Origin of the sequence: Faecalibacterium sp. BIOML-A1 (genome assembly GCF_009679715.1) — a bacterium.
GTDB lineage: Bacteria > Bacillota > Clostridia > Oscillospirales > Ruminococcaceae > Faecalibacterium > Faecalibacterium taiwanense.
Window position 1 is genome coordinate 25705 of the sequence record NZ_WKZJ01000004.1, and the last position, 17079, is coordinate 42783.

At 55.5% G+C, this 17079-nt stretch carries 30 protein-coding genes and 1 other RNA gene; 8 read left to right on the forward strand and 23 right to left on the reverse strand.

The features are described from left to right. The first annotated feature begins 19 nt into the window (after positions 1–19). The 4 genes from GKG36_RS06030 to ssrA all read left to right on the forward strand — a co-directional run bounded on the left by GKG36_RS06030 (position 20) and on the right by ssrA (position 1982). The gene (locus GKG36_RS06030) at positions 20–358 is read left to right on the forward strand and encodes a YbaB/EbfC family nucleoid-associated protein (protein ID WP_097774953.1); all 339 of its coding nucleotides are present in this window, start codon (positions 20–22) and stop codon (positions 356–358) included. A gap of 19 nt (positions 359–377) precedes the next feature. Next, entirely contained in the window at positions 378–977 is a 600-nt protein-coding gene (recR, locus tag GKG36_RS06035) for a recombination mediator RecR (RefSeq protein WP_005941730.1), read from the forward strand. 102 nt (positions 978–1079) lie between these two features. After that, positions 1080–1562 carry an SsrA-binding protein SmpB gene (gene smpB, locus GKG36_RS06040; RefSeq protein ID WP_005941729.1) on the forward strand — a complete coding sequence of 161 codons (483 nt, stop codon included), beginning with the start codon at positions 1080–1082 and terminating at the stop codon, positions 1560–1562. A 70-nt stretch (positions 1563–1632) separates the two neighbouring features. Continuing rightward, positions 1633–1982, forward strand: a transfer-messenger RNA (tmRNA) gene (ssrA, locus tag GKG36_RS06045). Between the two features lie 88 nt (positions 1983–2070). Here ssrA and GKG36_RS06050 read toward each other — a convergent pair. From GKG36_RS06050 to GKG36_RS14560, 13 genes are all read right to left on the reverse strand, one after another. Continuing rightward, a complete protein-coding gene (locus GKG36_RS06050; RefSeq protein ID WP_154259678.1) occupies positions 2071–2331 on the reverse strand; it encodes a hypothetical protein in 261 nt (86 codons plus the stop codon). Positions 2332–2335: 4 nt separating this feature from the next. Continuing rightward, positions 2336–3706 (reverse strand): PBSX family phage terminase large subunit, encoded by a 1371-nt coding sequence (locus tag GKG36_RS06055; RefSeq protein ID WP_154259680.1) that lies wholly within the window; start codon positions 3704–3706, stop codon positions 2336–2338. Next, positions 3696–3908 carry a hypothetical protein gene (locus tag GKG36_RS06060; protein ID WP_154259682.1) on the reverse strand — a complete coding sequence of 71 codons (213 nt, stop codon included), beginning with the start codon at positions 3906–3908 and terminating at the stop codon, positions 3696–3698. The genes GKG36_RS06055 and GKG36_RS06060 overlap by 11 nt, the downstream gene beginning before the upstream one ends. Before the next feature lie 62 nt (positions 3909–3970). Continuing rightward, entirely contained in the window at positions 3971–4810 is an 840-nt protein-coding gene (locus GKG36_RS06065; protein ID WP_154259684.1) for a hypothetical protein, read from the reverse strand. Positions 4811–4824: 14 nt separating this feature from the next. After that, on the reverse strand, positions 4825–5295 hold the full coding sequence (locus GKG36_RS06070) for a DUF4355 domain-containing protein (protein ID WP_173012900.1): 471 nt from the start codon (positions 5293–5295) through the stop codon (positions 4825–4827). A 269-nt stretch (positions 5296–5564) separates the two neighbouring features. After that, positions 5565–5837, reverse strand: a complete 273-nt coding sequence (locus GKG36_RS06075; RefSeq protein ID WP_154259688.1) for a hypothetical protein — start codon at positions 5835–5837, stop codon at positions 5565–5567. Between the two features lie 204 nt (positions 5838–6041). Further along, positions 6042–6302: a hypothetical protein gene (locus GKG36_RS06080; RefSeq protein ID WP_154259690.1), complete on the reverse strand. Its 261-nt coding sequence runs from the start codon at positions 6300–6302 to the stop codon at positions 6042–6044. 239 nt (positions 6303–6541) lie between these two features. Next, the gene (locus GKG36_RS06085) at positions 6542–7063 is read right to left on the reverse strand and encodes a hypothetical protein (protein ID WP_154259692.1); all 522 of its coding nucleotides are present in this window, start codon (positions 7061–7063) and stop codon (positions 6542–6544) included. Positions 7064–7135: 72 nt separating this feature from the next. After that, positions 7136–7258: a hypothetical protein gene (locus GKG36_RS14945; protein ID WP_279236550.1), complete on the reverse strand. Its 123-nt coding sequence runs from the start codon at positions 7256–7258 to the stop codon at positions 7136–7138. 12 nt (positions 7259–7270) lie between these two features. Beyond that, positions 7271–7870 (reverse strand): hypothetical protein, encoded by a 600-nt coding sequence (locus GKG36_RS06090; protein WP_154259694.1) that lies wholly within the window; start codon positions 7868–7870, stop codon positions 7271–7273. Beyond that, positions 7867–8676 carry a hypothetical protein gene (locus tag GKG36_RS06095; protein WP_154259697.1) on the reverse strand — a complete coding sequence of 270 codons (810 nt, stop codon included), beginning with the start codon at positions 8674–8676 and terminating at the stop codon, positions 7867–7869. The genes GKG36_RS06090 and GKG36_RS06095 overlap by 4 nt, the downstream gene beginning before the upstream one ends. Then, positions 8676–8909: a DUF739 family protein gene (locus tag GKG36_RS06100; RefSeq protein WP_154259699.1), complete on the reverse strand. Its 234-nt coding sequence runs from the start codon at positions 8907–8909 to the stop codon at positions 8676–8678. Before GKG36_RS06100 ends, GKG36_RS06095 begins: the two co-directional genes overlap by 1 nt. Next, complete coding sequence (locus GKG36_RS14560; RefSeq protein WP_173012901.1) at positions 8910–9059, reverse strand: hypothetical protein; 150 nt, start codon at positions 9057–9059, stop codon at positions 8910–8912. It lies immediately after the preceding gene. A 205-nt stretch (positions 9060–9264) separates the two neighbouring features. Here GKG36_RS14560 and GKG36_RS06105 point away from each other — a divergent pair, with 205 nt between their 5' ends. The 4 genes from GKG36_RS06105 (at position 9265) to GKG36_RS06120 (ending at position 11576) form a co-directional block, all read left to right on the forward strand. After that, positions 9265–9855, forward strand: a complete 591-nt coding sequence (locus GKG36_RS06105; RefSeq protein WP_154259700.1) for a helix-turn-helix transcriptional regulator — start codon at positions 9265–9267, stop codon at positions 9853–9855. Between the two features lie 93 nt (positions 9856–9948). Then, positions 9949–10272, forward strand: a complete 324-nt coding sequence (locus GKG36_RS06110; RefSeq protein WP_154259702.1) for a DUF4258 domain-containing protein — start codon at positions 9949–9951, stop codon at positions 10270–10272. Positions 10273–10275: 3 nt separating this feature from the next. Further along, positions 10276–10506, forward strand: coding sequence for a type II toxin-antitoxin system MqsA family antitoxin (locus tag GKG36_RS06115; RefSeq protein ID WP_154259704.1), 231 nt, complete (start codon positions 10276–10278; stop codon positions 10504–10506). 56 nt (positions 10507–10562) lie between these two features. Continuing rightward, positions 10563–11576, forward strand: coding sequence for a tyrosine-type recombinase/integrase (locus GKG36_RS06120; RefSeq protein WP_173014051.1), 1014 nt, complete (start codon positions 10563–10565; stop codon positions 11574–11576). Positions 11577–11817: 241 nt separating this feature from the next. Here GKG36_RS06120 and GKG36_RS06125 read toward each other — a convergent pair whose 3' ends face one another. The 10 genes from GKG36_RS06125 to GKG36_RS06165 form a co-directional block, all read right to left on the reverse strand. Continuing rightward, positions 11818–12159: a sporulation initiation factor Spo0A C-terminal domain-containing protein gene (locus tag GKG36_RS06125; protein WP_097774954.1), complete on the reverse strand. Its 342-nt coding sequence runs from the start codon at positions 12157–12159 to the stop codon at positions 11818–11820. 170 nt (positions 12160–12329) lie between these two features. After that, a complete protein-coding gene (locus GKG36_RS06130) occupies positions 12330–12596 on the reverse strand; it encodes a phage holin (RefSeq protein ID WP_097781834.1) in 267 nt (88 codons plus the stop codon). A gap of 2 nt (positions 12597–12598) precedes the next feature. Further along, positions 12599–12832: a hypothetical protein gene (locus GKG36_RS06135; RefSeq protein WP_173012902.1), complete on the reverse strand. Its 234-nt coding sequence runs from the start codon at positions 12830–12832 to the stop codon at positions 12599–12601. Between the two features lie 13 nt (positions 12833–12845). Continuing rightward, complete coding sequence (locus GKG36_RS06140) at positions 12846–13259, reverse strand: D-Ala-D-Ala carboxypeptidase family metallohydrolase (RefSeq protein ID WP_154259708.1); 414 nt, start codon at positions 13257–13259, stop codon at positions 12846–12848. Between the two features lie 26 nt (positions 13260–13285). Then, positions 13286–13438 carry a hypothetical protein gene (locus tag GKG36_RS14565; RefSeq protein ID WP_173012897.1) on the reverse strand — a complete coding sequence of 51 codons (153 nt, stop codon included), beginning with the start codon at positions 13436–13438 and terminating at the stop codon, positions 13286–13288. A 19-nt stretch (positions 13439–13457) separates the two neighbouring features. Continuing rightward, entirely contained in the window at positions 13458–13886 is a 429-nt protein-coding gene (locus tag GKG36_RS06145) for a hypothetical protein (RefSeq protein WP_154259710.1), read from the reverse strand. After that, positions 13883–14185, reverse strand: a complete 303-nt coding sequence (locus tag GKG36_RS06150) for a hypothetical protein (protein WP_154259712.1) — start codon at positions 14183–14185, stop codon at positions 13883–13885. The genes GKG36_RS06145 and GKG36_RS06150 overlap by 4 nt, the downstream gene beginning before the upstream one ends. An 18-nt stretch (positions 14186–14203) precedes the next feature. Continuing rightward, positions 14204–15193 (reverse strand): hypothetical protein, encoded by a 990-nt coding sequence (locus GKG36_RS06155; protein WP_154259714.1) that lies wholly within the window; start codon positions 15191–15193, stop codon positions 14204–14206. Positions 15194–15205: 12 nt separating this feature from the next. Continuing rightward, a complete protein-coding gene (locus GKG36_RS06160) occupies positions 15206–16198 on the reverse strand; it encodes a siphovirus ReqiPepy6 Gp37-like family protein (protein WP_243139002.1) in 993 nt (330 codons plus the stop codon). 11 nt (positions 16199–16209) lie between these two features. Next, on the reverse strand, positions 16210–17073 hold the full coding sequence (locus tag GKG36_RS06165; protein WP_154259718.1) for a hypothetical protein: 864 nt from the start codon (positions 17071–17073) through the stop codon (positions 16210–16212). Positions 17074–17079 lie beyond the last annotated feature (6 nt).

The following is a 17079-nucleotide window of genomic DNA, read 5'->3' on the forward strand; positions in this document are numbered from 1 at the left end:
TCAATAAGGAGAAACGATTATGAAAGCAAGAATGCCCGCAGGCTTTGGCCGCCCCGATATGAACGCCCTCATGCGTCAGGCACAGAAGATGCAGGAAGATATGAAAGCCAAACAGGCCGAGCTGGAAGCTGCCGAGTACACCGGCAGCGCTGCCGGTGAGATGGTCACTGTTAAGATGAACGGCAAGCACGAAGTGCTGTCCATCACCATCAAGCCCGAGGCTGTGGACCCGGACGATGTTGAAATGCTGGAAGATATGGTGGCTGCTGCCATCAACGCAACCGTCAAGCAGGTGGACGAAACTGCCGAAGCTGAAATGGGCAAGCTGACCGGCGGCATGAACATCCCTGGTCTCTGATCCGGCAGGAGGGAAGAACATGGGCTATACTGCTGCCCCGCTGGAAAAGCTGATCGAAGAATTCAGCAAGTTTCCGGGGATCGGGCGCAAGGGCGCTACCCGCATGGCGTATCAGGTGCTGAGCATGTCGGACGAAGATGCCGCCGCACTGGCGGGAGCCATTCAGGGTGCCCACACCAAGCTCCATCGCTGCCGTATCTGCCAGAATTATACAGAAGCGGATATCTGCCCCATCTGTGCGAGTGCAAAACGCGACCCTTCTGTGATCTGCGTGGTGGAAACGCCCCGCGATGTGCAGGCGTTTGAACGCACAAGGGAGTATCACGGCTTGTACCATGTGCTGCACGGTCTGCTCAGCCCGATGGACGGCATTACTGCCGAACAGCTGTGCGTCAAGGAACTTCTGGCCCGCCTGGGCGACGGCAAGGTGAAAGAGGTCATCATGGCCATGAACCCCACGGTGGAGGGTGAAGCCACCGCCATGTATCTGGCAAAGCTTATCAAGCCTCTGGGCATCAAGACCACACGTCTGGCCTATGGCCTGCCGGTGGGCGCAAGCCTGGAATACACTGACGAAACCACTTTGTACCGTGCACTTTCTGGCCGTGGTGAGCTGTGAATTGGGAAAAATTTACAATTTCTTCAAAAACAGCCCTTGCAAAACCATAAAAAAATGGTATACTGATACAACAAACCACAATGGAGAAAGGAGGCGCGCGGAATGGCACCCACTAAGGAGCGTCCGGCAACAAAAACCATTGCCACAAACCGTGAAGCGCGCCATGAATACTTCGTTCTGGAAGCGCTGGAAACCGGTGTTGAACTGAAAGGTACGGAGGTCAAGAGCCTGCGTGCCGGAGGGGTCAACCTGAAAGACAGCTGGGTCGATATTGAGGATGGTGAACTGCTGGTAAAGGGAATGCATATCAGTCCCTACGACCACGGAAACATGTTCAATCAGGATCCGATGCGCGTCCGGCGCCTGCTGGCACACAAAAGTGAGATCCGGCGGCTGCATCAGCAGTGCAAGCTGCAGGGATATACCCTTGTGCCGCTTTCGCTCTATTTCAAACATGGCCGCGTGAAAATGGAAGTGGGCCTTTGCAAAGGCAAAAAGCTCTACGATAAGCGTGCCGATGCCGCCCAGCGCGATGCAAAGCGTTCCATTGACCGTGCTATGAAGTCCAACGGCAAATACTATTGATTTTTTCAGACCGCTTCCTGAAGCGGAACTTTTTCAAAGCTTTTTGCACACCGCAAGGTGTGCTTTATAAGGGGGCGTAAAGGTTTCGACGGGGAGAGCGAGGTCTGGGCAGCGGGTAGCAGTGGGGGAACTGCTCTATAACTCCTCCAAAAAATTAACTGACAATAACAATTCTCAGTTGCTCGCAGCCTGAGTGCTGCGCGTTCCGCCCACTCTTGTGTCGTGTGGGGCCGGGGCGTCCTTTAGACACAGCACCTGAACGGACTTAAGCTTTGCGGACCGGCAGGAACTCATGAAGCTACCAATGCGCTAGCCTGACGATCGGCGTGGCGCGGCGGGAATGTTGTAGATCGCCTGCACCCGGAGATACCTACACTGAACTCTTTTCGGACATGGGTTCGACTCCCATCGCCTCCACCAGAAAAAAGCGCCTAGATTCGTTAAAATCTAGGTGCTTTTCTTTGCTTATACCACACTATTTACCACGTTTTCGGATTTTAGTGTGTTTTTATCCCTGTCTGATCTCGATTTTCCAGCTCTGTTTTTCAGGCGGCAGCGGTGCGCTCTCTTTGTCGTGGTTCCAATGCCGGTCAACGTCGCACAGCTCCAAAAAGCCATCTTTCAGGCGGTAACAGGCTTCTTCATCCGGGGCAGTATGGCAGCAGGGGCATTGAAAGCTCTCGTTTTCCTCGCTGTCTCTCCATAGCTGCCAGTCATAGACAACAAAAGTCTTTTTGCAGTTCGGGCAGATAAGATGCAGTTCAAGCATGATTTTACGCTCCTTCTCTCGGATTGAAAATAAGAATGGTCAAGGCATAGGCCGCTGCGTCTATCGTGTGGTTGTCACGATCTGGCACACTGGGCAGGAAATTGCCGTCTTTGTCCGTGTCGTACTCGTATTGCGAGAACTCACGGTAGATGTTGGGCGTGCGCCTGGGGTCAACAACAAGCGTCCTTTTTTGCAGCCACTTGATGCGGTAGTTCACACAGCCGGGGCGCTTGATGCAAGGGCGAGCCTGCAGGCCGTATTCCCGTAGATCGTGCACGCTCTTGGGTTCTGCACAGTCGCAATAAATAACCTGTTCCGGGGCCGTTTCTGCGCCTGTGATGGGGTTCTTTCTGGTTTCGCCCACATGGTCAAGGCTGTGCGCCCTGATCTCAGCGGCAAGGGCCTCATTCGACAGGCCGCGCTTGTAAATCTCATCCGCAAAGTAGATGGTTTCGGTGCTGCGGTCGTAGTACAGCGCCACAACGGCGGCAGGGTCAGACGCAAAACCGAAATCACAGCCCACATAGCGGTAACACTGCATTGCAAGCTCTTCGTCCGCGATCTCTCGCACTTCCAGCGTGGTGAACACCTCGCCGCCGCTGCCGGTAGGGATGCCCAGATACTCATGATCGTACACTTTGGGATTCAGAGCTTGGATGCGCTGGGCTTCGTTCAGAAACACCTCTCCCAGCCATTCAGGCGGCACCTGGGTGTAATCCGTGTGCAGGGTCAATGCTTCCTCGTTGGGCTGCTGGACGAACTTATTTGCCCAGTTATTCAGGGACACAGGCGGGTTGAAGCTGCGGAACACCACAGGCTTGCCGCCACGGCCTACAGACTGCATTACAGAGCGTACAAAATTTTCACCGGGCAGCTCGGAAAATTCCTCGAACCATACCCACCGAAAGAAGCCCTTTGCAGGCTTGATGGACTTGATCTTGCTGTTATCGTCCAGCCCTCGAAAGATGATCTGTGCGCCTGTAGGAAGGTAGGTGCAGCGCATAGGGGACACAGTGCAGGCCCACAGGTCAGACACGCCCAGCGCGTCAATAGCCCATTGGATTTGTGCAAACACGGATTCCCGCAATGTGCTGCCCCACCGTCGGAACACCACAGCAGAGCCGGTGCCGGTGGGGTCTTTCTGGATGCCGTCCACGATCTCCAATGACACAAAGGACGATTTGCAGGAGCCGCGCCCACCGGGAAGATTGTAGTAGGTGTGTGCATCGGCTGCTATATCCGCGTGGATAGCGTGGTATACAGCCGCTTCGTGCTCGGTGGGGTCGATGCCCTGCACGCGCTCAAACGTGGCAGCTCTGGCCGCTTTCCGGGCCTGTAGTGCCCGGATGCGCTTTTCCAGTCGGTCAAGCTCCATTCGCTTCCACCTCGTCCAGCAGCTTTTCCAGCTCTGCCAGCTTCTTCTGCTGTTCGTCAATGCGGATGCAGTTTAGAACGCTGTTGCAGCAATTTGTGATAGCTGTTGCCCGCTGCGGGTCGATCTGGTTATTCAGCAGCATATTTGCGATCTTGGACAGCGTGCGGCGTACCTCTGCGGGAGTTGAAAGTTTGATCTTCAAATATACTCACCTCGATACAAAAAGGGCGCACAGGTTGCCCCATGCGCCCAGATGATGCCATATCAGGCGATTGCCTGATAATAGATAGCCTTTGCCTTGTTTTCCAGAACAAACGCGTCGTAGTAAATACGGCCCTCTACCAGACTGCCAGACAGGAAAGGCGGGTCAAGGTGAATCTTGTACTCTGCCAGCTTGACCGGGGCCACAGTAGCCACGGGATGCGCGATCATGAAGCCGAACTTCTCGGGCAGGCGGTTGGACGCGATCTTGACCACGTTCAGGCCGTCCAGCTGGGCAATAACGCCCTTCTTGCGCAGTTCTGCACCAATGTCCTGATTGTCAAAGGTGGCCTTGGACTGCTTCAGGAGCGTGTAGGCGGTGGGTGTCAGAATGAGCACGCGGTCAGATGCGGGCACCTCAGCATCATCCATCTGGGCATTTGCCGTGATGATCTGCGTATAGATGTTTTCAGCGGTCAGGGCTGCGGCTTCCGGCTTAATGCCTGCATTTGCTGCCATCACGCTGTAAACATAGGAGTCAATCTCCGGGAACACCTTCTCACGCTGCTGGCGTGCCAGAGCGCTGGCTGCCGCAACCTGCATCTTGGTTTCGTCCGTGTCCATTTTGTCCACCTCGAACGTGAAAGAACGATCTTTGTTGATCGTGAATGTCTCGGTGGTGGCCTGCAGGGTGCTGATCGTGCCATACTGGGACTTGTTGCCGTCCAGAATGGGGCCGTTGCGGTTGAAGTCCTCCATATCGGTGGTTTTGACCTTATACAGCTTGATGGTCTTTGCACCGTCAAAGCTGAAATCCTTGTTGGTTACAAGGCTGGTCTTGCTCTCGGAGTAAAACTGTTCGTCTGTATATGCCTGGAACTGGGTTGCTAACTCAATAGCCATTTATAGATCCTCTTTCAGTTGTTCAGACCGAAAGCCCGCTTTAACTCAGCGTCTTTGTCTTTGCCCTGAGAAAGCCACATCGGCGGGGTGTCCACCTTTGCACCGGTGGTCGTGGTGGTGACGGTGTACCCGTTGCCGGTGACGCTCTGCACCGCCTTTACAGCAGTCTTGAACGCTTCCGGGTCGCTGGTGTCCAGCTTATCCAGCAGCGCCGTGCTGATATGGTTATCAGTCAGATACTGCTTGCAGGCTTCCCGGGCTTCCCACTGGTTGAAGCGCTGGCTTTTGGCTTCCAACGCTTCCTCGCGGGCTTTCAGATCTTTTTCTCGTGCGTCAAGGTCGCCCGCGCGCTCGGCACTCTTGGAGCGCTCACGGGCAAGCCGATCTGCAACGATGGAGTTTACTTCGTCTTGGGTAAAAGTCCGTCCAGAGCCGTTATTTTCGGCCTGCTGGGCGGCGCTGGGGGTAGGGTTGGGATTCTCCATTGATAGCACCTCATTTTCCGTATGAGTAGACGTAAAAAGCAGCAGGCGGCAAACCTTATGCCGCGCATGGTGTACCGGGGAAAGGAAAAGCCCGGTGCAAGGGGTATGTCCGCTCCTGCAATGCTGGGCGCTCTGATCGTGGGTCATGGCACACCCACAGCCAGACCGTGCAGCAAAGAGCAGTCAGGAGCCGGACGGCGCTATAAGCCGCCTGCTATGCTCAGTATACCACATTGCGTTGTAAAATGCAAATATAATGCTATACAATGTCACTTTATTGCCGCATTGCGTTTTTGCTTGGACAGCAGCAGGCTGTATTGTCCGTAGGTCATGCCCATAGCATCAGCCATTGCGGCAGCTTCACCCAGTGACAGCGGTTCGCCGTGTTCCGCATGGTATGCGGCCCATGCCAGAGTACGGACGCGGGCCCGTTCCTTTTCGTCCTGGGCTTCCCATGCTGCACATTCAAGGCAGCGGCTTTCATTGGCAAAATGCCACATCACAGCCCCACAGACAGGGCACTTCTTGAGCTTCTTCGTCATGGTATAGAATGACATCCGGCAAATAAAAAGAGCGTGCAGCAGCCTTTCCGGGGCTGTAACACGCTCTCAGGGGTGGGGGTGGCGCTATGTACTCCACGCACCACCGTTAAATTTTACGCGTTGTAATGGTCTAAAAGAGCGTTTGTATCACGCTGCTATTGTACCATAAAACGGACATAACTGCAAGAATTTCACCGTGTAGTGTCATTCTTCGGCTGCTTCCTTCTCGTAGTCGTTCAACCATGCTTCCACAGTAGGAATATTCATCGGCGGCGGGGCAACAACGGTGTTGGTCGCTGCATCTGCGATAAAGAAAGTGAAAGTGTGCTCGTCAAAACGGACGTCCAGACCAAAAGTATGGGCACGCTTCATCTGCTCAATAAGCCGGATCATCTCTCGCTGTTCGTCCTCGTCCAGCTTCTCAAAAGCCACGCACAGGACTTCTAAAGATTCTTCTCTCGTCATGTTGCAAGCCCCCTTACCGGATGCCGTTGAACCACATCACAGCGGCACCGAGGAAACAAACCAGGGCGAACGGGCCCACGACAGAAAATTGAAAAGCGGTGTAACCAATACATTGAAAATTCCTCTTCTTTCTGATAAAATGAGGGCGGGAAACATTACTGCAATGCGTTGTCCCGCTATTTGCCGCCCCTCCCTGTTGGCGCAGGGAAAGGCGGCTTTCTGTTTGTCGGCGGTCTTAATCAGGACGGCATGGAATCGTCTTTGACAGACTTCACGAGTTCTGTAAACTTCTCCGGGGTCATGTCGTGGGTGAAATCCGTATAGGCTTCAACGCCGTTCTTCACACCTTCCTGCTCTGCCTGCGCCATCAGATCAGCGGCCAGCAGTGCAATGGTGTTTTTATCCACGGTGCTGACGGGCAGGTCATTCAGAGCGTTCATCAGGGCATTCGCCGCATTAACCAGCGGTTCACACTGCATACGGACTTCACGCGGGATGATGAGCAAACCTTCTTCGCCCAAAGAAATGCCGAGAATGTCAACGCTGCAAGGCTTCACACTGGGGGCTTCTTCCTCGTCATAAAGCAGCGTTGCGATGATCTTGCCATCAGGTTTGACCGTCAGCAGGTCGGATGCGTCCGGGTTGGCGCTTTCAAACACCAGCGACACATTGCCCAGCCCATCGGGTACAATGTTCAGCAGCTTCTCACCCTGCAAGCACTCAAGAATGGTATCGCGGTCAGTGGAAATAAACGACTTCATGGTTTCGTCCTTTCTTCGCCACTACTGGCGAAACAAAAAATTATAAACACGGCCAGCTTAGGCCGGGTCGGCTTAGTTGGTGCGGGTCATGCGCTCCACATAGACCCAGATCAGGCGCAGTTTGCGTAGGTCGGCTTTTTCTAGCAGCTTCACAATAGCGTTGGTGTAGCTGGCACGGTCGGTGTTCTCGTTCACAAAATCACCCCCTCACGCGCTCTTGCTGCTGTCGCTGATCTGGGCGGCAGGCTGGATGCCCTGCGTCAGCTGGGGCAGGGGCGGTGCCTGCAAGGCTTTCACCGGGGCTTTATCCATAGCAGTCACAAAACCGCGATAACGGTTCCTTGCAAGCTCGCTACGCGAACTCTGGGTAAGTGCTTTGATCTGCGTTGCAGGCGTTCCGTAATAGTTGCGCACGGCTTCCGGCTGTCTGTCAAACATGGCCTGAATTTTCGCCTTACCGCCGCCGTGGTGAGTTCCTTCCCCGTCCGTATAGCCGATGCAGGCCGTTTCCCAGACCTCTTGCATACTGCGTGCCGTGTCCAGTGCATTTTCCCACATCCGTTCCGGGGACGGCAGCGCGTCAAGCTGGATGTCCCGGACGGCAGTTGTCCAGTCGCGGAGAAAATAGTTCAGGCACTTGCACTTAGCCAGCGCAATAAGAAACGCCTGTTCGGCAATGTCGTCCGGTACGGTGCCCAGGTTGGCCGCGTATGCTTTCAGCTGGGCGGTCACTCGCTCATCGGAAAGATGCTCGCCAAAATAGGCCATTCGCGCCTGCATAAGCTCCTGTAATTTTTCGGTCGTCATTCGATCACTCCATTCTTTCTTTTTAGGTCGTTGATAATACGGCTGATCTGGTCGCCAGCGCTTTCAAACTCTGGCACGGTGCTGGCGGGCTTGTCCTTATCCAGCGGATAGAACTTTAACCAGCCTTGCCGGGTGGCCTGCTTGATGATCTGCACCCACTCGCACCGGTGAAATTCTTCATCCAGCTGCTGGCACAAGCTGCGCCGCATGGTATCGGTCAGGCTCTTGCGCTTTTCTTTGCGCATACGGTCATAGTCCTGAAGGGCCTGCAGCAGCTCGCCGTCACCATCGGCAAAGGTTGTGAAAATATCCGCCGGGGGAGTATCAGGCTCGCCAGCCGCGACAGCGGCGTTGCTCTCCTGTTCTAACCTACACTTCTCTACACTATCCTTCACTATGCTATACTGCGGCTCCTGCTGGTTTCCGTTTTGGTTCCTGATTGGTTCCGAAATGGTTCCATTGTCAGAAAGGATGTAACGCTTTGATGCTGATTCTTTCAGCAGTGCAAGCTCGTTTTGAAACATAGTCTTGCGGTAACGGTCACTCTTGAGCGTGTTGTTTACCTTCCAGTCAGTCACAACAAGCACACCGGAACTGAACGAAATTACATAACCAGCGGCTTCCAACTGCTTCAAATCACCGGTAGTGCATCCGATGGTGCGCACGATGGTGCGGGGACTTGAAACAAACCCGTCATCATCGGCACGCATACCCAAATGAAAGTAGAGCGCCTGCGTTTTGGGCGGTAGGTCAAGAAAAGCGTCGGTTTCCACCACGTCCACCGAAAACATTCTTTTGTTTGCCATCATGCACCCTTCTTGCTCTTGGGAGACGGTTCAAAGAAAAACTCTCCGATCTGCTCCCGGGGAATGTTCAAAACAGCGGCCACGCGGGTGATCTCGTCGCTCGTCCAGGGCTGGTAGCCCTTCATGCGGGCCGTCATGGTACTCTTTGCCATGCCTGCGGCCTGCGCCACATCCCCTTGCCGCAGCTCCATTTCCGCGAACCTTACGCGGAGCCTGTGAAACGGTTGATACATTTAGTTCACCTCCTTCAAATCGTCAACGGTCACGCCCAGAGCTGCGGCCACGTGGCCTGCGGTAGTGCGCCATACGGGTTGACCCTTACGCATTTTCCATATAGCATTGCGTCCAACGCCTGCCTTTAAGGAAAGTTCCTCGGTAGTCAAGTTCTGACGCGCCATCTCCGCTACAACTTTCACGCGATCGACTGTAATTGACTTCGACAATTTATCTCACCTCGATTCAGGGACTTTTGTCCCTCTATAGCGTATTATAACAGGGCTTTTTGTCCCTGTCAATGGTTAAATTAGGGCTTTTTCTTCCTTTTGAAGAAAAAATATGATATACTACACGCTAAAGGGGGAGTTTTAGATGACAATCGGAGAAAGAATCGCCGAGGAGAGAAAGTTTGCTGGATTGACGCAAAAAGAACTCGGCGCACAAACTGGCATTGACCCATCGACAATTCGCAAATACGAATCCGGGAGACTTAACCCCAAAATTGAAACAATAAAGAGAATCGCAGAAGTCTTGAATATAAACTGGTATGTACTACTCGGAGAAGATGACGATTTACAGGGGCTTGTAAAGGCCGTTGATTCTGTTGAATATGATCCTGAAAAAGAGCGGCCAATGGTCGATGTTGATGGGAATCTTTATCTACAAGACTTAAAAACATTGGACGACTTAAAAGATCAGCAATTTAGAAAAGATCACGCGGGGCATGAGAATTGTTCACACTTGCAGATTACTGACATTGAACGAAAAAGACGCTATCTTGATGAACTGTTTTTTTGTCTGAATGACAGCGGCCAGAACTTACTAACAGAAATGGCAAAAGCTATTTGCATGTTGGACAATTACCGGATACAAGTTCTGTCTTTGTCTGGCTTTTTAACGTATGAAAAAACTATAGCTGATAAATTATCGCCACCCAGCCCATTATCGGATGATAAAAAATAAAGCCCACTGCGCAGAGCACAGCAGGCAGGGGCGTGTCGCAAAATTGCGCAACCCACTGACGGGCAATCATTGACATAGAAAGAAGGTGAACCAATGGAATTGACCATAGAGAACCTGCGCACACTGGCTCAGGGCGGGCAAATCTTTCTGACAGCCCACTCACAGGCCCGGCTTTATGAGCGCGGTATCCTGCTGGCAGACATTCGGCAGGCCATCCAGAGCGGGAAGATCATCGAATACCGTCCGGATGATTACCGCTGTCCGTCCTGTTTAGTGCTGGGGGTCAATCTGGCAGGCCGCTGGCTGCACGTTGTGTGCGGTGTTCATGAGGGTGCACTGTGGATCCTCACAGCCTACTGGCCAGATCTCGACCACTGGAACGCAACGTATACTGAACGAAAGAAGAAAGGGGAATAAATTATGACTTGCTTTTTCTGCAAGGGCGAAATGAAGCCCAGCACGACCATTCACACGGTGCAGCTGAAGAACTGCGTTGTGGTTATCAAAAATGTTCCCTGCATGGAGTGCGAACAGTGCGGTGAAGTCGTGCTGTCTGCCGATACAGTGGAAAAGATAGAGCGCATTTTGCAGACGGTCGAAAAGGCTGTTGCTGAAATTACCGTGGTCAACTTCCCGGATTGTGCAGCATGAGCAGGCGAACGAACAGCGCCGTTTGGCAGGAAGCTTACAGCCGGTGGCGGGTGGCGGTGCAGAAAGACGGCGTGCGCCGGTATTTTTACAGTAGCACTCCCGGCCGCACAGGCCAGCGGGAAGCGAACCGCAAAGCTGATGCGTGGCTTGAGGACGGCATAGGCGCGAAGGTGGGCAGGGTAGAGGATGTGTATAAACTCTGGATAGAGGGCTTAAAGCAGACCACCAGCGCAAGCAATTATGAACCGATCGAGAGCCGGTGGCGCACCTGGGTGCTGCCGATCATCGGCAAAAAGCGGGTCAATGCCCTTACAGATGCAGACTTGCAAGCCATCATCAACAAAGCCCACGCGGCAGGCAAGAGCCGTAAAACCTTGCAATCACTCGCCGGGGATCTCCGTGCCTTCTGCAAATACTGCCGCAAAAGCAAGCTGTCCACCTATCTGCCAGAGGATGTGCAGATACCCGCCGGGGCGCGTCTGAAAGGCAAAAAGGTCTTGCAGCCAGATGATCTAATAAAGCTGTTCACGCTAGATACAACGCTTTACCGGGGCAAGCGCGTGCCAGATGATTTTATTCATGCGTACAGATTCGCGGTCTTGACCGGCCTGCGTCCGGGGGAGCTGGTGGGCTTGCGCTGGGCAGATATCAAAGGGAGCACAGTCAACGTTTCCCGTGCCGTCAACGTAAAAGGGCAGGTGACGCGTGGAAAGAACGAAAATGCTTGCAGGTCGTTCGTTCTGCCCGATGTTGCAAAAGCCGTCTTGGATGCCCAAAGGGCTGTTACCGGGCATTGTGAAAGCGTGTTCTGTCTGGAAACAGAGCGCCGGTTTTATAAGCGCTGGAAAGTGTTCTGCGCTGCCAACGATTTGCAGCCGGTCAGCCTGTACGAATTGCGGCACAGCTTTGTTTCCGCAATCAAGACGCTGCCCGCCGGTGAGGTCAAGGCGCTTGTAGGTCACTCCGAAGATATGGACACATACGGCATTTACTCCCACGCCCTGACGGGTGAGGATGTGCAGACCGCGCAGGCCGTCAATGCGGTATTTATGAAGCTGTTACACGGCTGAAAAATACCACAGTTTTTACCACACTTTCGGATTTTAGGGAACTGGGTGCGGTTCTATGTGCAGAATTTAAGCCCATAGCAACGCCACATTTTCAGCCTGAAAATTGCGATTTTTTCACGATAGAACGGCGGGAATTGGTTCGACTCCCATCGCCTCCACCATGAAAAAAGAACGCCATTTCGTTAGAAATTGGCGTTCTTTTCTTTATCATGGTAACGTTTTTGGTAACACTATTAAGTTTTCAGGCTGCTCTCACCAGCGCATTATACAGCATTTCAATGAACTGTACCGCGCTTGGGCATCCGGTCAGCGGATAGCCTGCCAGCTGCTGCACATACTCCGGGTTTGTGAGCCATGCACCTTTAGCTGCCCGGCGGACAGCACTTTGAATCGCTTTTGGCTCACACCTTCTGCGGTCGGCGATAGGGGTATAGATATCTTTCTCCACGGCCTGCAGGCGGTCTTCCTGCTCACAGACCAGCTCAAGACACTGGCACAGGATACTGTAGGCGCTCAGGTTACGTGTAATGCCCATCGGGCGCAGCAGATCATTGACTTGAGTGGACAATTCGGAAACGATCATAGTTGACACATCCTTTCTATGCGTCAACTCTAACCGAAAAATACTTAAAATTTACCAATTACGTCGATATACGTCGTAAAGCGTCGAAACATGCCAAACAAAAACAGCCCCGAGGAACCGTCAGGCTCCCCGGGGCTGTTGCTATGTATGGCTATTTTGGGCAGGGCGGCTTACTTCCCCTGTGCCTTCAGCTTGTCGTAGGTCTGGTCTGCCTGAAGGGCTGCAGGAGTGAAGCTGTTGTTCTTCCACCACGCGACCAGCGCGGCCACGGTGGTGATGCCGGCGGTGACCAGCTGCTCCACGGTCTGGCTCTCGATGGGCAGCACGGGCTTGCCCAGTGCAGACAGCACCTGATTGGTCAGGGCCAGCAGCAGGCAGGCGGTGCGGGCAATGGTACCTGCGGAGATGGTGGGTGCGTTGTAGGTGTGTGCGTTCATAGTCAGTTCCTTTCTCTTTCGTGTTCGTCTGCTTCTAAATCAGCGATGCGGTGGTTGGCCACCTTCATCTGCTCTTCCAAAATGGGGACGCGGCGGGCAAAATTGTTGTGTTCCCGCACCTCGCGGGTCAGCTCTTCCAGCTTGGTGTCGGTCACGGCCTGACTGCGGCTGTTGGCGATCAGCACGCCGATCAGGGTCACCGCACCGGCAAGGATGGCTGAGATGATGCTTTCCACTGGTCTCACCCCCTCACAGTGTCCACCGGCTCTTGTTCGGGCGGGTGTCTACGTGCACCCAGCCCTTTGCCCGGCCTGCCTTGACCGGGTAGCGGCCCACGCCGCCCCAGCCGGGCATCAGGCTCTCTACGTAGGCGGCCACAGCCAGCGGGTCGGTATCCTGCACCTGAATGTCAGCGGCCCGGCCCAGCAGGTGCTGGCTGGATCTTGAGCCGCCCACCCTCGTGTTGTGGCTGGCTGTGCGGTAGCCGCTGGTGATGGTCACCGGCTTGCCGAAGTGCTCCCGGATGCACTGCAGCAGCACCACAAGGCCTTCGTCAATGAGGATGGTGTCGGTACCGTCGCGGCAGCGGAACTCCCGCACACGGAATGCGGGGGAGAGCTGCTTTGCGCCGTCCTTCTTCAGGCTGTACTGTTTGATCGCCATATGGATCACGTCCTTTCACGGCCCGGTCAGGCGCTGGTCTTTTCGTTCAGCATCTCGGTCAGCTCGGCATATTGCTCGTCGGTCAGCTTGGCGGCGGCGTAGAAGATATCCAGCTTCTTTTCCATACCGGCGGTCTGGCCGCGCTCGATCATGCGCTTGCAGGTGTTATAAAGTGCCATAGTAGTCATTCCTTTCTGTTTATGCGGTGGTTTCATCATCGGTCACGCCCAGCTCCAAAAGAGTTAGGCGGTAGTCCTGGTCAAGGTTCAAAGCGTCTGCGTCGGCAAGAGCGGCATTCAGCGCCGCCACCGTCTCCGGCAGCTTGTCCTTTGCTTCCTGCTTTTTGCGTTCTTCTTCCTGCGCGGCCAGCTCTTCGGCGGTGTAGCGGATGTATCTCTGGATGGGTACCTTTTCCACCCATTCCTCCTGCGCCTGTACGCCGAGCACATCCACCACCCGCTGCACGTCCATGCCGCCGTTCGGATACTCGGTCACGGTCTCCCAGTGCCACTGCTCCTCCACGCCCTCTACGGCAGGGTGGGTGATCTCTTCAGTGCTGGTGGTCAGATACCCAAGCGTCAGGTCCGGGTTTTCCACGACCGCGCCGGTCTCGTCAAGGATCTTCATTGTGTCACCTCCATGGGGGTCACATATTTGCCGATTCGCGAGTAAGATACTTTTCCGTCAGGACTTTCAGCCGACAGCATCCACTGTCCGCCGGTCTTGCCGGAGTCACTGCGGTTTACTTTTACGCATCCATTTTCGTCCAGCTGCATCGGGGGCACAAAGCTACCGTCGCTGCGCCGCAGGTGGAGTCTGATTTTGCAGGTTTTCCACTCTTCCGGGATGGCAAAGTGCAGACTGGTCGGGTGACCCTCACTGCCAAACTGCAATGTTGCCACAGTGTCAAATGTCACAGGGATCATCGCTCAAAACCTCCTTTCTCAGGCCACGCGCCGCCAGATGTGCACATAGTAGGCGGCAGGCTGCACGGTGGCGCTGCGGCCGTAGATGGCATTAGACTTGGACGCATCCAGACTGAACTTATATACATCAGAAAAGTTATTGTATTCGCCCGTAGTTGCGATCTCGCTGCCGGCAGTGAATGCGCCGGATACCTTATGTTCACCCTTTTTTACATCCGCGACAAAAGAGCCTGTGATGTTCGGCAGTCCGGCCTCCACGGTGGTGCCCGCTGCGTGGCCGCTGCCAGCACCCATCAGTACCCGGTTCTGCGCAATCTCCTGCCATGTACCGCCGAACAGTGCGGCAGGGCTTGTACGTGCGGTGCTCTGGTAGATGCTGCCCACGGGAAAAGGATCCACGCTTTTCAAGCTTTTCAACAGCGCATCCACCTCGGCACGGGTATAAAAGCTGCCACCCCTCATGGATTCGATCACGGCCTTCCACTGCTGCACCAGCGTGCCGGTGGGGATGCCATGCACACCATCCCGCATCACGCCGCAGACGGTCTCATCTGCGCGCGTGTCGTAGATGTCGGCGGCGGTAACGGCGGTGGAGCCTGCAGGGCGCTTGATCTCGGCAAGGCAGAGGTCGTAGATCAGCTCGGTGCGGGTGATGGCCGGGGCAGCAGGCCCGGCAGAATTCGGGACACCTTCCAGCACCTGCAGGCTGGTCTTTTTGGCGGCGGCATCGTAGCGCAGCACGATGCGGTCAATGCGGCTGCGTACAGGGTCCGCTTCGGTGAGCACCACGGTGGTGGGCTGCTCCATGATGATGCTGCGGCCCTTGAACCGTGCCGGGCGCACCCATGCCTGACCGGCGCTCACCTGTACGCTCAGGCCGCCCTGTGCCGTGACGGCAAAATCCTCCTCGGCGCTGTATACGCCGCTCAGGCGGGTGGCGAGGTAACCCGAAGCGTCGTCGGCATCGTAGGTGATGCCGTTTTCGGGGTAAGTAATGATATCAGCCATAAAGTCCTCCTTTCAGGTCTTGTGCCATGTGGGTGTGCCCAGCCGGATGGTGCGGGTTGTGCCGCTGTCCTCGCTCTGGGTGATGATGTCGGCTACCCGCACCATGGCAGTGTAGCCCAGCTGGGGCAGGCTGGCGCTCAACACGTCGCCCACCTGCAGGGTGTCGTCGTCCACGTCAAACTCGATGGACCCGGTGCGCAGCTGGGCCAGCAGCTTTTCGCCGCCCCGGTCAGCCAGCTTTGCCAGATAGCTCTGGCTGGTGCTGGTCTCGCCGTCCTCCGGCTGCACGTCACGGGCATCGACGTACATTTCCCGCCGGTCGGAGCCGGTAGCGTTCACATCGCCCACCCAGACGGTGGCGCGCTCGTCACCTTCGCCAGCGCCCTGCACAAGGGCGATGTTGGCGTAGTCGGTGTCGGCAAAGCTCCACCCGGCATTCAGCAGGTTGCCCCACCGGGGGCTGTAGCGGCGGTTTGGGTCGAAGGTAGGCCGGAAGCACTCGAAGAGCAGCTTTTTCTTACTGCCCTTGCCGTCCAGCACGATGCGGAACCCCAGATCACAGGCCTGCCCGATGGTCTTGCAGTAGTCGAACACCGTACCGCCGGAGGTCTGCTTTTCAAAGGTGGTGTCAAAGCCGTACTCGGTGCCCAGCGCAAGGCGGGGCCATGGCTTTGCGGCGCTCACAAGACTGCGCATGGCGGCTTCGGCGTTCTGGTTCTTGATGCTCACCGCAGACACCCGCTTGGTCAGCAGCCATGTTGCCGGGTAGCCGCTCACGACCAAATTCGAGTCCTCGTTCTGGTTGGCGCGGGAGCAGATGCGCATGGGGATGCGCGGACTTTCGTCGCTGCGCACCAGCCAGCGACCCTCCTGCAAAAGCTGCAGGTTCTCGGTGGTGGGGCGCACCTCAAGGGTAAAACTGCCCTCGGAGTAGTAGGGGCTGTCCCAGTAAAAAGACACCCACACATCTACCCAGCCCACGCGGGCAAGGGTGTCTGCGTCCAAAACGTCTATTCTCATAGCGGTTCGGGCAGGATGCCCGCCTCCATCGGGTAAAAGCTCACGGATGCCTGCAGGTAGCCGGAGCCGTTCTCGGCCTGCATACTCAGCATGTTATCGCCGGGCTGCAGCTCGGTGAGGGTGCTGTCCTCGTCCAGCTTTGCAAAGATGTTCTCGGTCACGCCTGCCCGGGTCAGGGTGCAGGCCAGCCGGTCGGATGTGCTGCGGTAGATTTCCAGCGTCTCGTCCGGCTGCAGGGTCAGGTCAAAGCCGATGAAGGCCCCGGTCTGCAGATCCACCACCTTGGGGTGTGTCACCGGCATGTCGCACCGCAGGGTGGCCGTGAAGGGCACCGGCAGCGAACCGTCGTTGCGCAGCACTGCCGCCGTGCCGTCCCGTTTGATGCCGTAGATGTGGCTGTCGTAGCAGACAGGAAAGCGGAACGCCTTTTCGTACCCGCCCAGCACGCTGCTGACGGCATTGAGGTCGTACCAGAAGGGCTTTTCGCTGTAGAGCATGAGCGAACAGCGCGGCTGCGGCGTGTAGCTGGAAAAGTAGGGCGTTTTCTGCAGCACGAACCGGGTGAAATAGTGGTCGCCAAAGTACAGGGTGCCCTTGGTGAAGTAGGGCAGCTTTTTGCTGAACGCCCGGGCATTGTCCAGCGCATACGCGCCCCAGAACACCACATCGAGGGTGCGGGACACGCCGGAGACGCTCTGACCCTCCACGGTGTCGCCAATCTGATTGACACCCTGCGCGGTCTGCAGGTCCACATCCACCCCGTTCAGCGGGTCGAGAACGTAAGGGGCATCGTAGTCCCAGCCCAGATGCAGGACGGCACCGGCATCAGTCACGATTTTGAGATGGTCCTTAAATAGCACAGTGTC

Excerpts from the sequence above, each read along its gene's own strand:
- GKG36_RS06030 (WP_097774953.1), top strand. The coding sequence starts at position 20 with ATGAAAGCAAGAATGCCCGCAGGCTTTGGCCGCCCCGATATGAACGCC.
- recR (WP_005941730.1), top strand. The coding sequence starts at position 378 with ATGGGCTATACTGCTGCCCCGCTGGAAAAGCTGATCGAAGAATTCAGC.
- smpB (WP_005941729.1), top strand. The coding sequence starts at position 1,080 with ATGGCACCCACTAAGGAGCGTCCGGCAACAAAAACCATTGCCACAAAC.
- GKG36_RS06050 (WP_154259678.1), bottom strand. The coding sequence starts at position 2,331 with ATGCTTGAACTGCATCTTATCTGCCCGAACTGCAAAAAGACTTTTGTT.
- GKG36_RS06055 (WP_154259680.1), bottom strand. The coding sequence starts at position 3,706 with ATGGAGCTTGACCGACTGGAAAAGCGCATCCGGGCACTACAGGCCCGG.
- GKG36_RS06065 (WP_154259684.1), bottom strand. The coding sequence starts at position 4,810 with ATGGCTATTGAGTTAGCAACCCAGTTCCAGGCATATACAGACGAACAG.
- GKG36_RS06070 (WP_173012900.1), bottom strand. The coding sequence starts at position 5,295 with ATGGAGAATCCCAACCCTACCCCCAGCGCCGCCCAGCAGGCCGAAAAT.
- GKG36_RS06075 (WP_154259688.1), bottom strand. The coding sequence starts at position 5,837 with ATGACGAAGAAGCTCAAGAAGTGCCCTGTCTGTGGGGCTGTGATGTGG.
- GKG36_RS06080 (WP_154259690.1), bottom strand. The coding sequence starts at position 6,302 with ATGACGAGAGAAGAATCTTTAGAAGTCCTGTGCGTGGCTTTTGAGAAG.
- GKG36_RS06085 (WP_154259692.1), bottom strand. The coding sequence starts at position 7,063 with ATGAAGTCGTTTATTTCCACTGACCGCGATACCATTCTTGAGTGCTTG.
- GKG36_RS06090 (WP_154259694.1), bottom strand. The coding sequence starts at position 7,870 with ATGACGACCGAAAAATTACAGGAGCTTATGCAGGCGCGAATGGCCTAT.
- GKG36_RS06095 (WP_154259697.1), bottom strand. The coding sequence starts at position 8,676 with ATGGCAAACAAAAGAATGTTTTCGGTGGACGTGGTGGAAACCGACGCT.
- GKG36_RS06100 (WP_154259699.1), bottom strand. The coding sequence starts at position 8,909 with ATGTATCAACCGTTTCACAGGCTCCGCGTAAGGTTCGCGGAAATGGAG.
- GKG36_RS06105 (WP_154259700.1), top strand. The coding sequence starts at position 9,265 with ATGACAATCGGAGAAAGAATCGCCGAGGAGAGAAAGTTTGCTGGATTG.
- GKG36_RS06110 (WP_154259702.1), top strand. The coding sequence starts at position 9,949 with ATGGAATTGACCATAGAGAACCTGCGCACACTGGCTCAGGGCGGGCAA.
- GKG36_RS06115 (WP_154259704.1), top strand. The coding sequence starts at position 10,276 with ATGACTTGCTTTTTCTGCAAGGGCGAAATGAAGCCCAGCACGACCATT.
- GKG36_RS06125 (WP_097774954.1), bottom strand. The coding sequence starts at position 12,159 with ATGATCGTTTCCGAATTGTCCACTCAAGTCAATGATCTGCTGCGCCCG.
- GKG36_RS06130 (WP_097781834.1), bottom strand. The coding sequence starts at position 12,596 with ATGAACGCACACACCTACAACGCACCCACCATCTCCGCAGGTACCATT.
- GKG36_RS06140 (WP_154259708.1), bottom strand. The coding sequence starts at position 13,259 with ATGGCGATCAAACAGTACAGCCTGAAGAAGGACGGCGCAAAGCAGCTC.
- GKG36_RS14565 (WP_173012897.1), bottom strand. The coding sequence starts at position 13,438 with ATGGCACTTTATAACACCTGCAAGCGCATGATCGAGCGCGGCCAGACC.
- GKG36_RS06145 (WP_154259710.1), bottom strand. The coding sequence starts at position 13,886 with ATGAAGATCCTTGACGAGACCGGCGCGGTCGTGGAAAACCCGGACCTG.
- GKG36_RS06150 (WP_154259712.1), bottom strand. The coding sequence starts at position 14,185 with ATGATCCCTGTGACATTTGACACTGTGGCAACATTGCAGTTTGGCAGT.
- GKG36_RS06155 (WP_154259714.1), bottom strand. The coding sequence starts at position 15,193 with ATGGCTGATATCATTACTTACCCCGAAAACGGCATCACCTACGATGCC.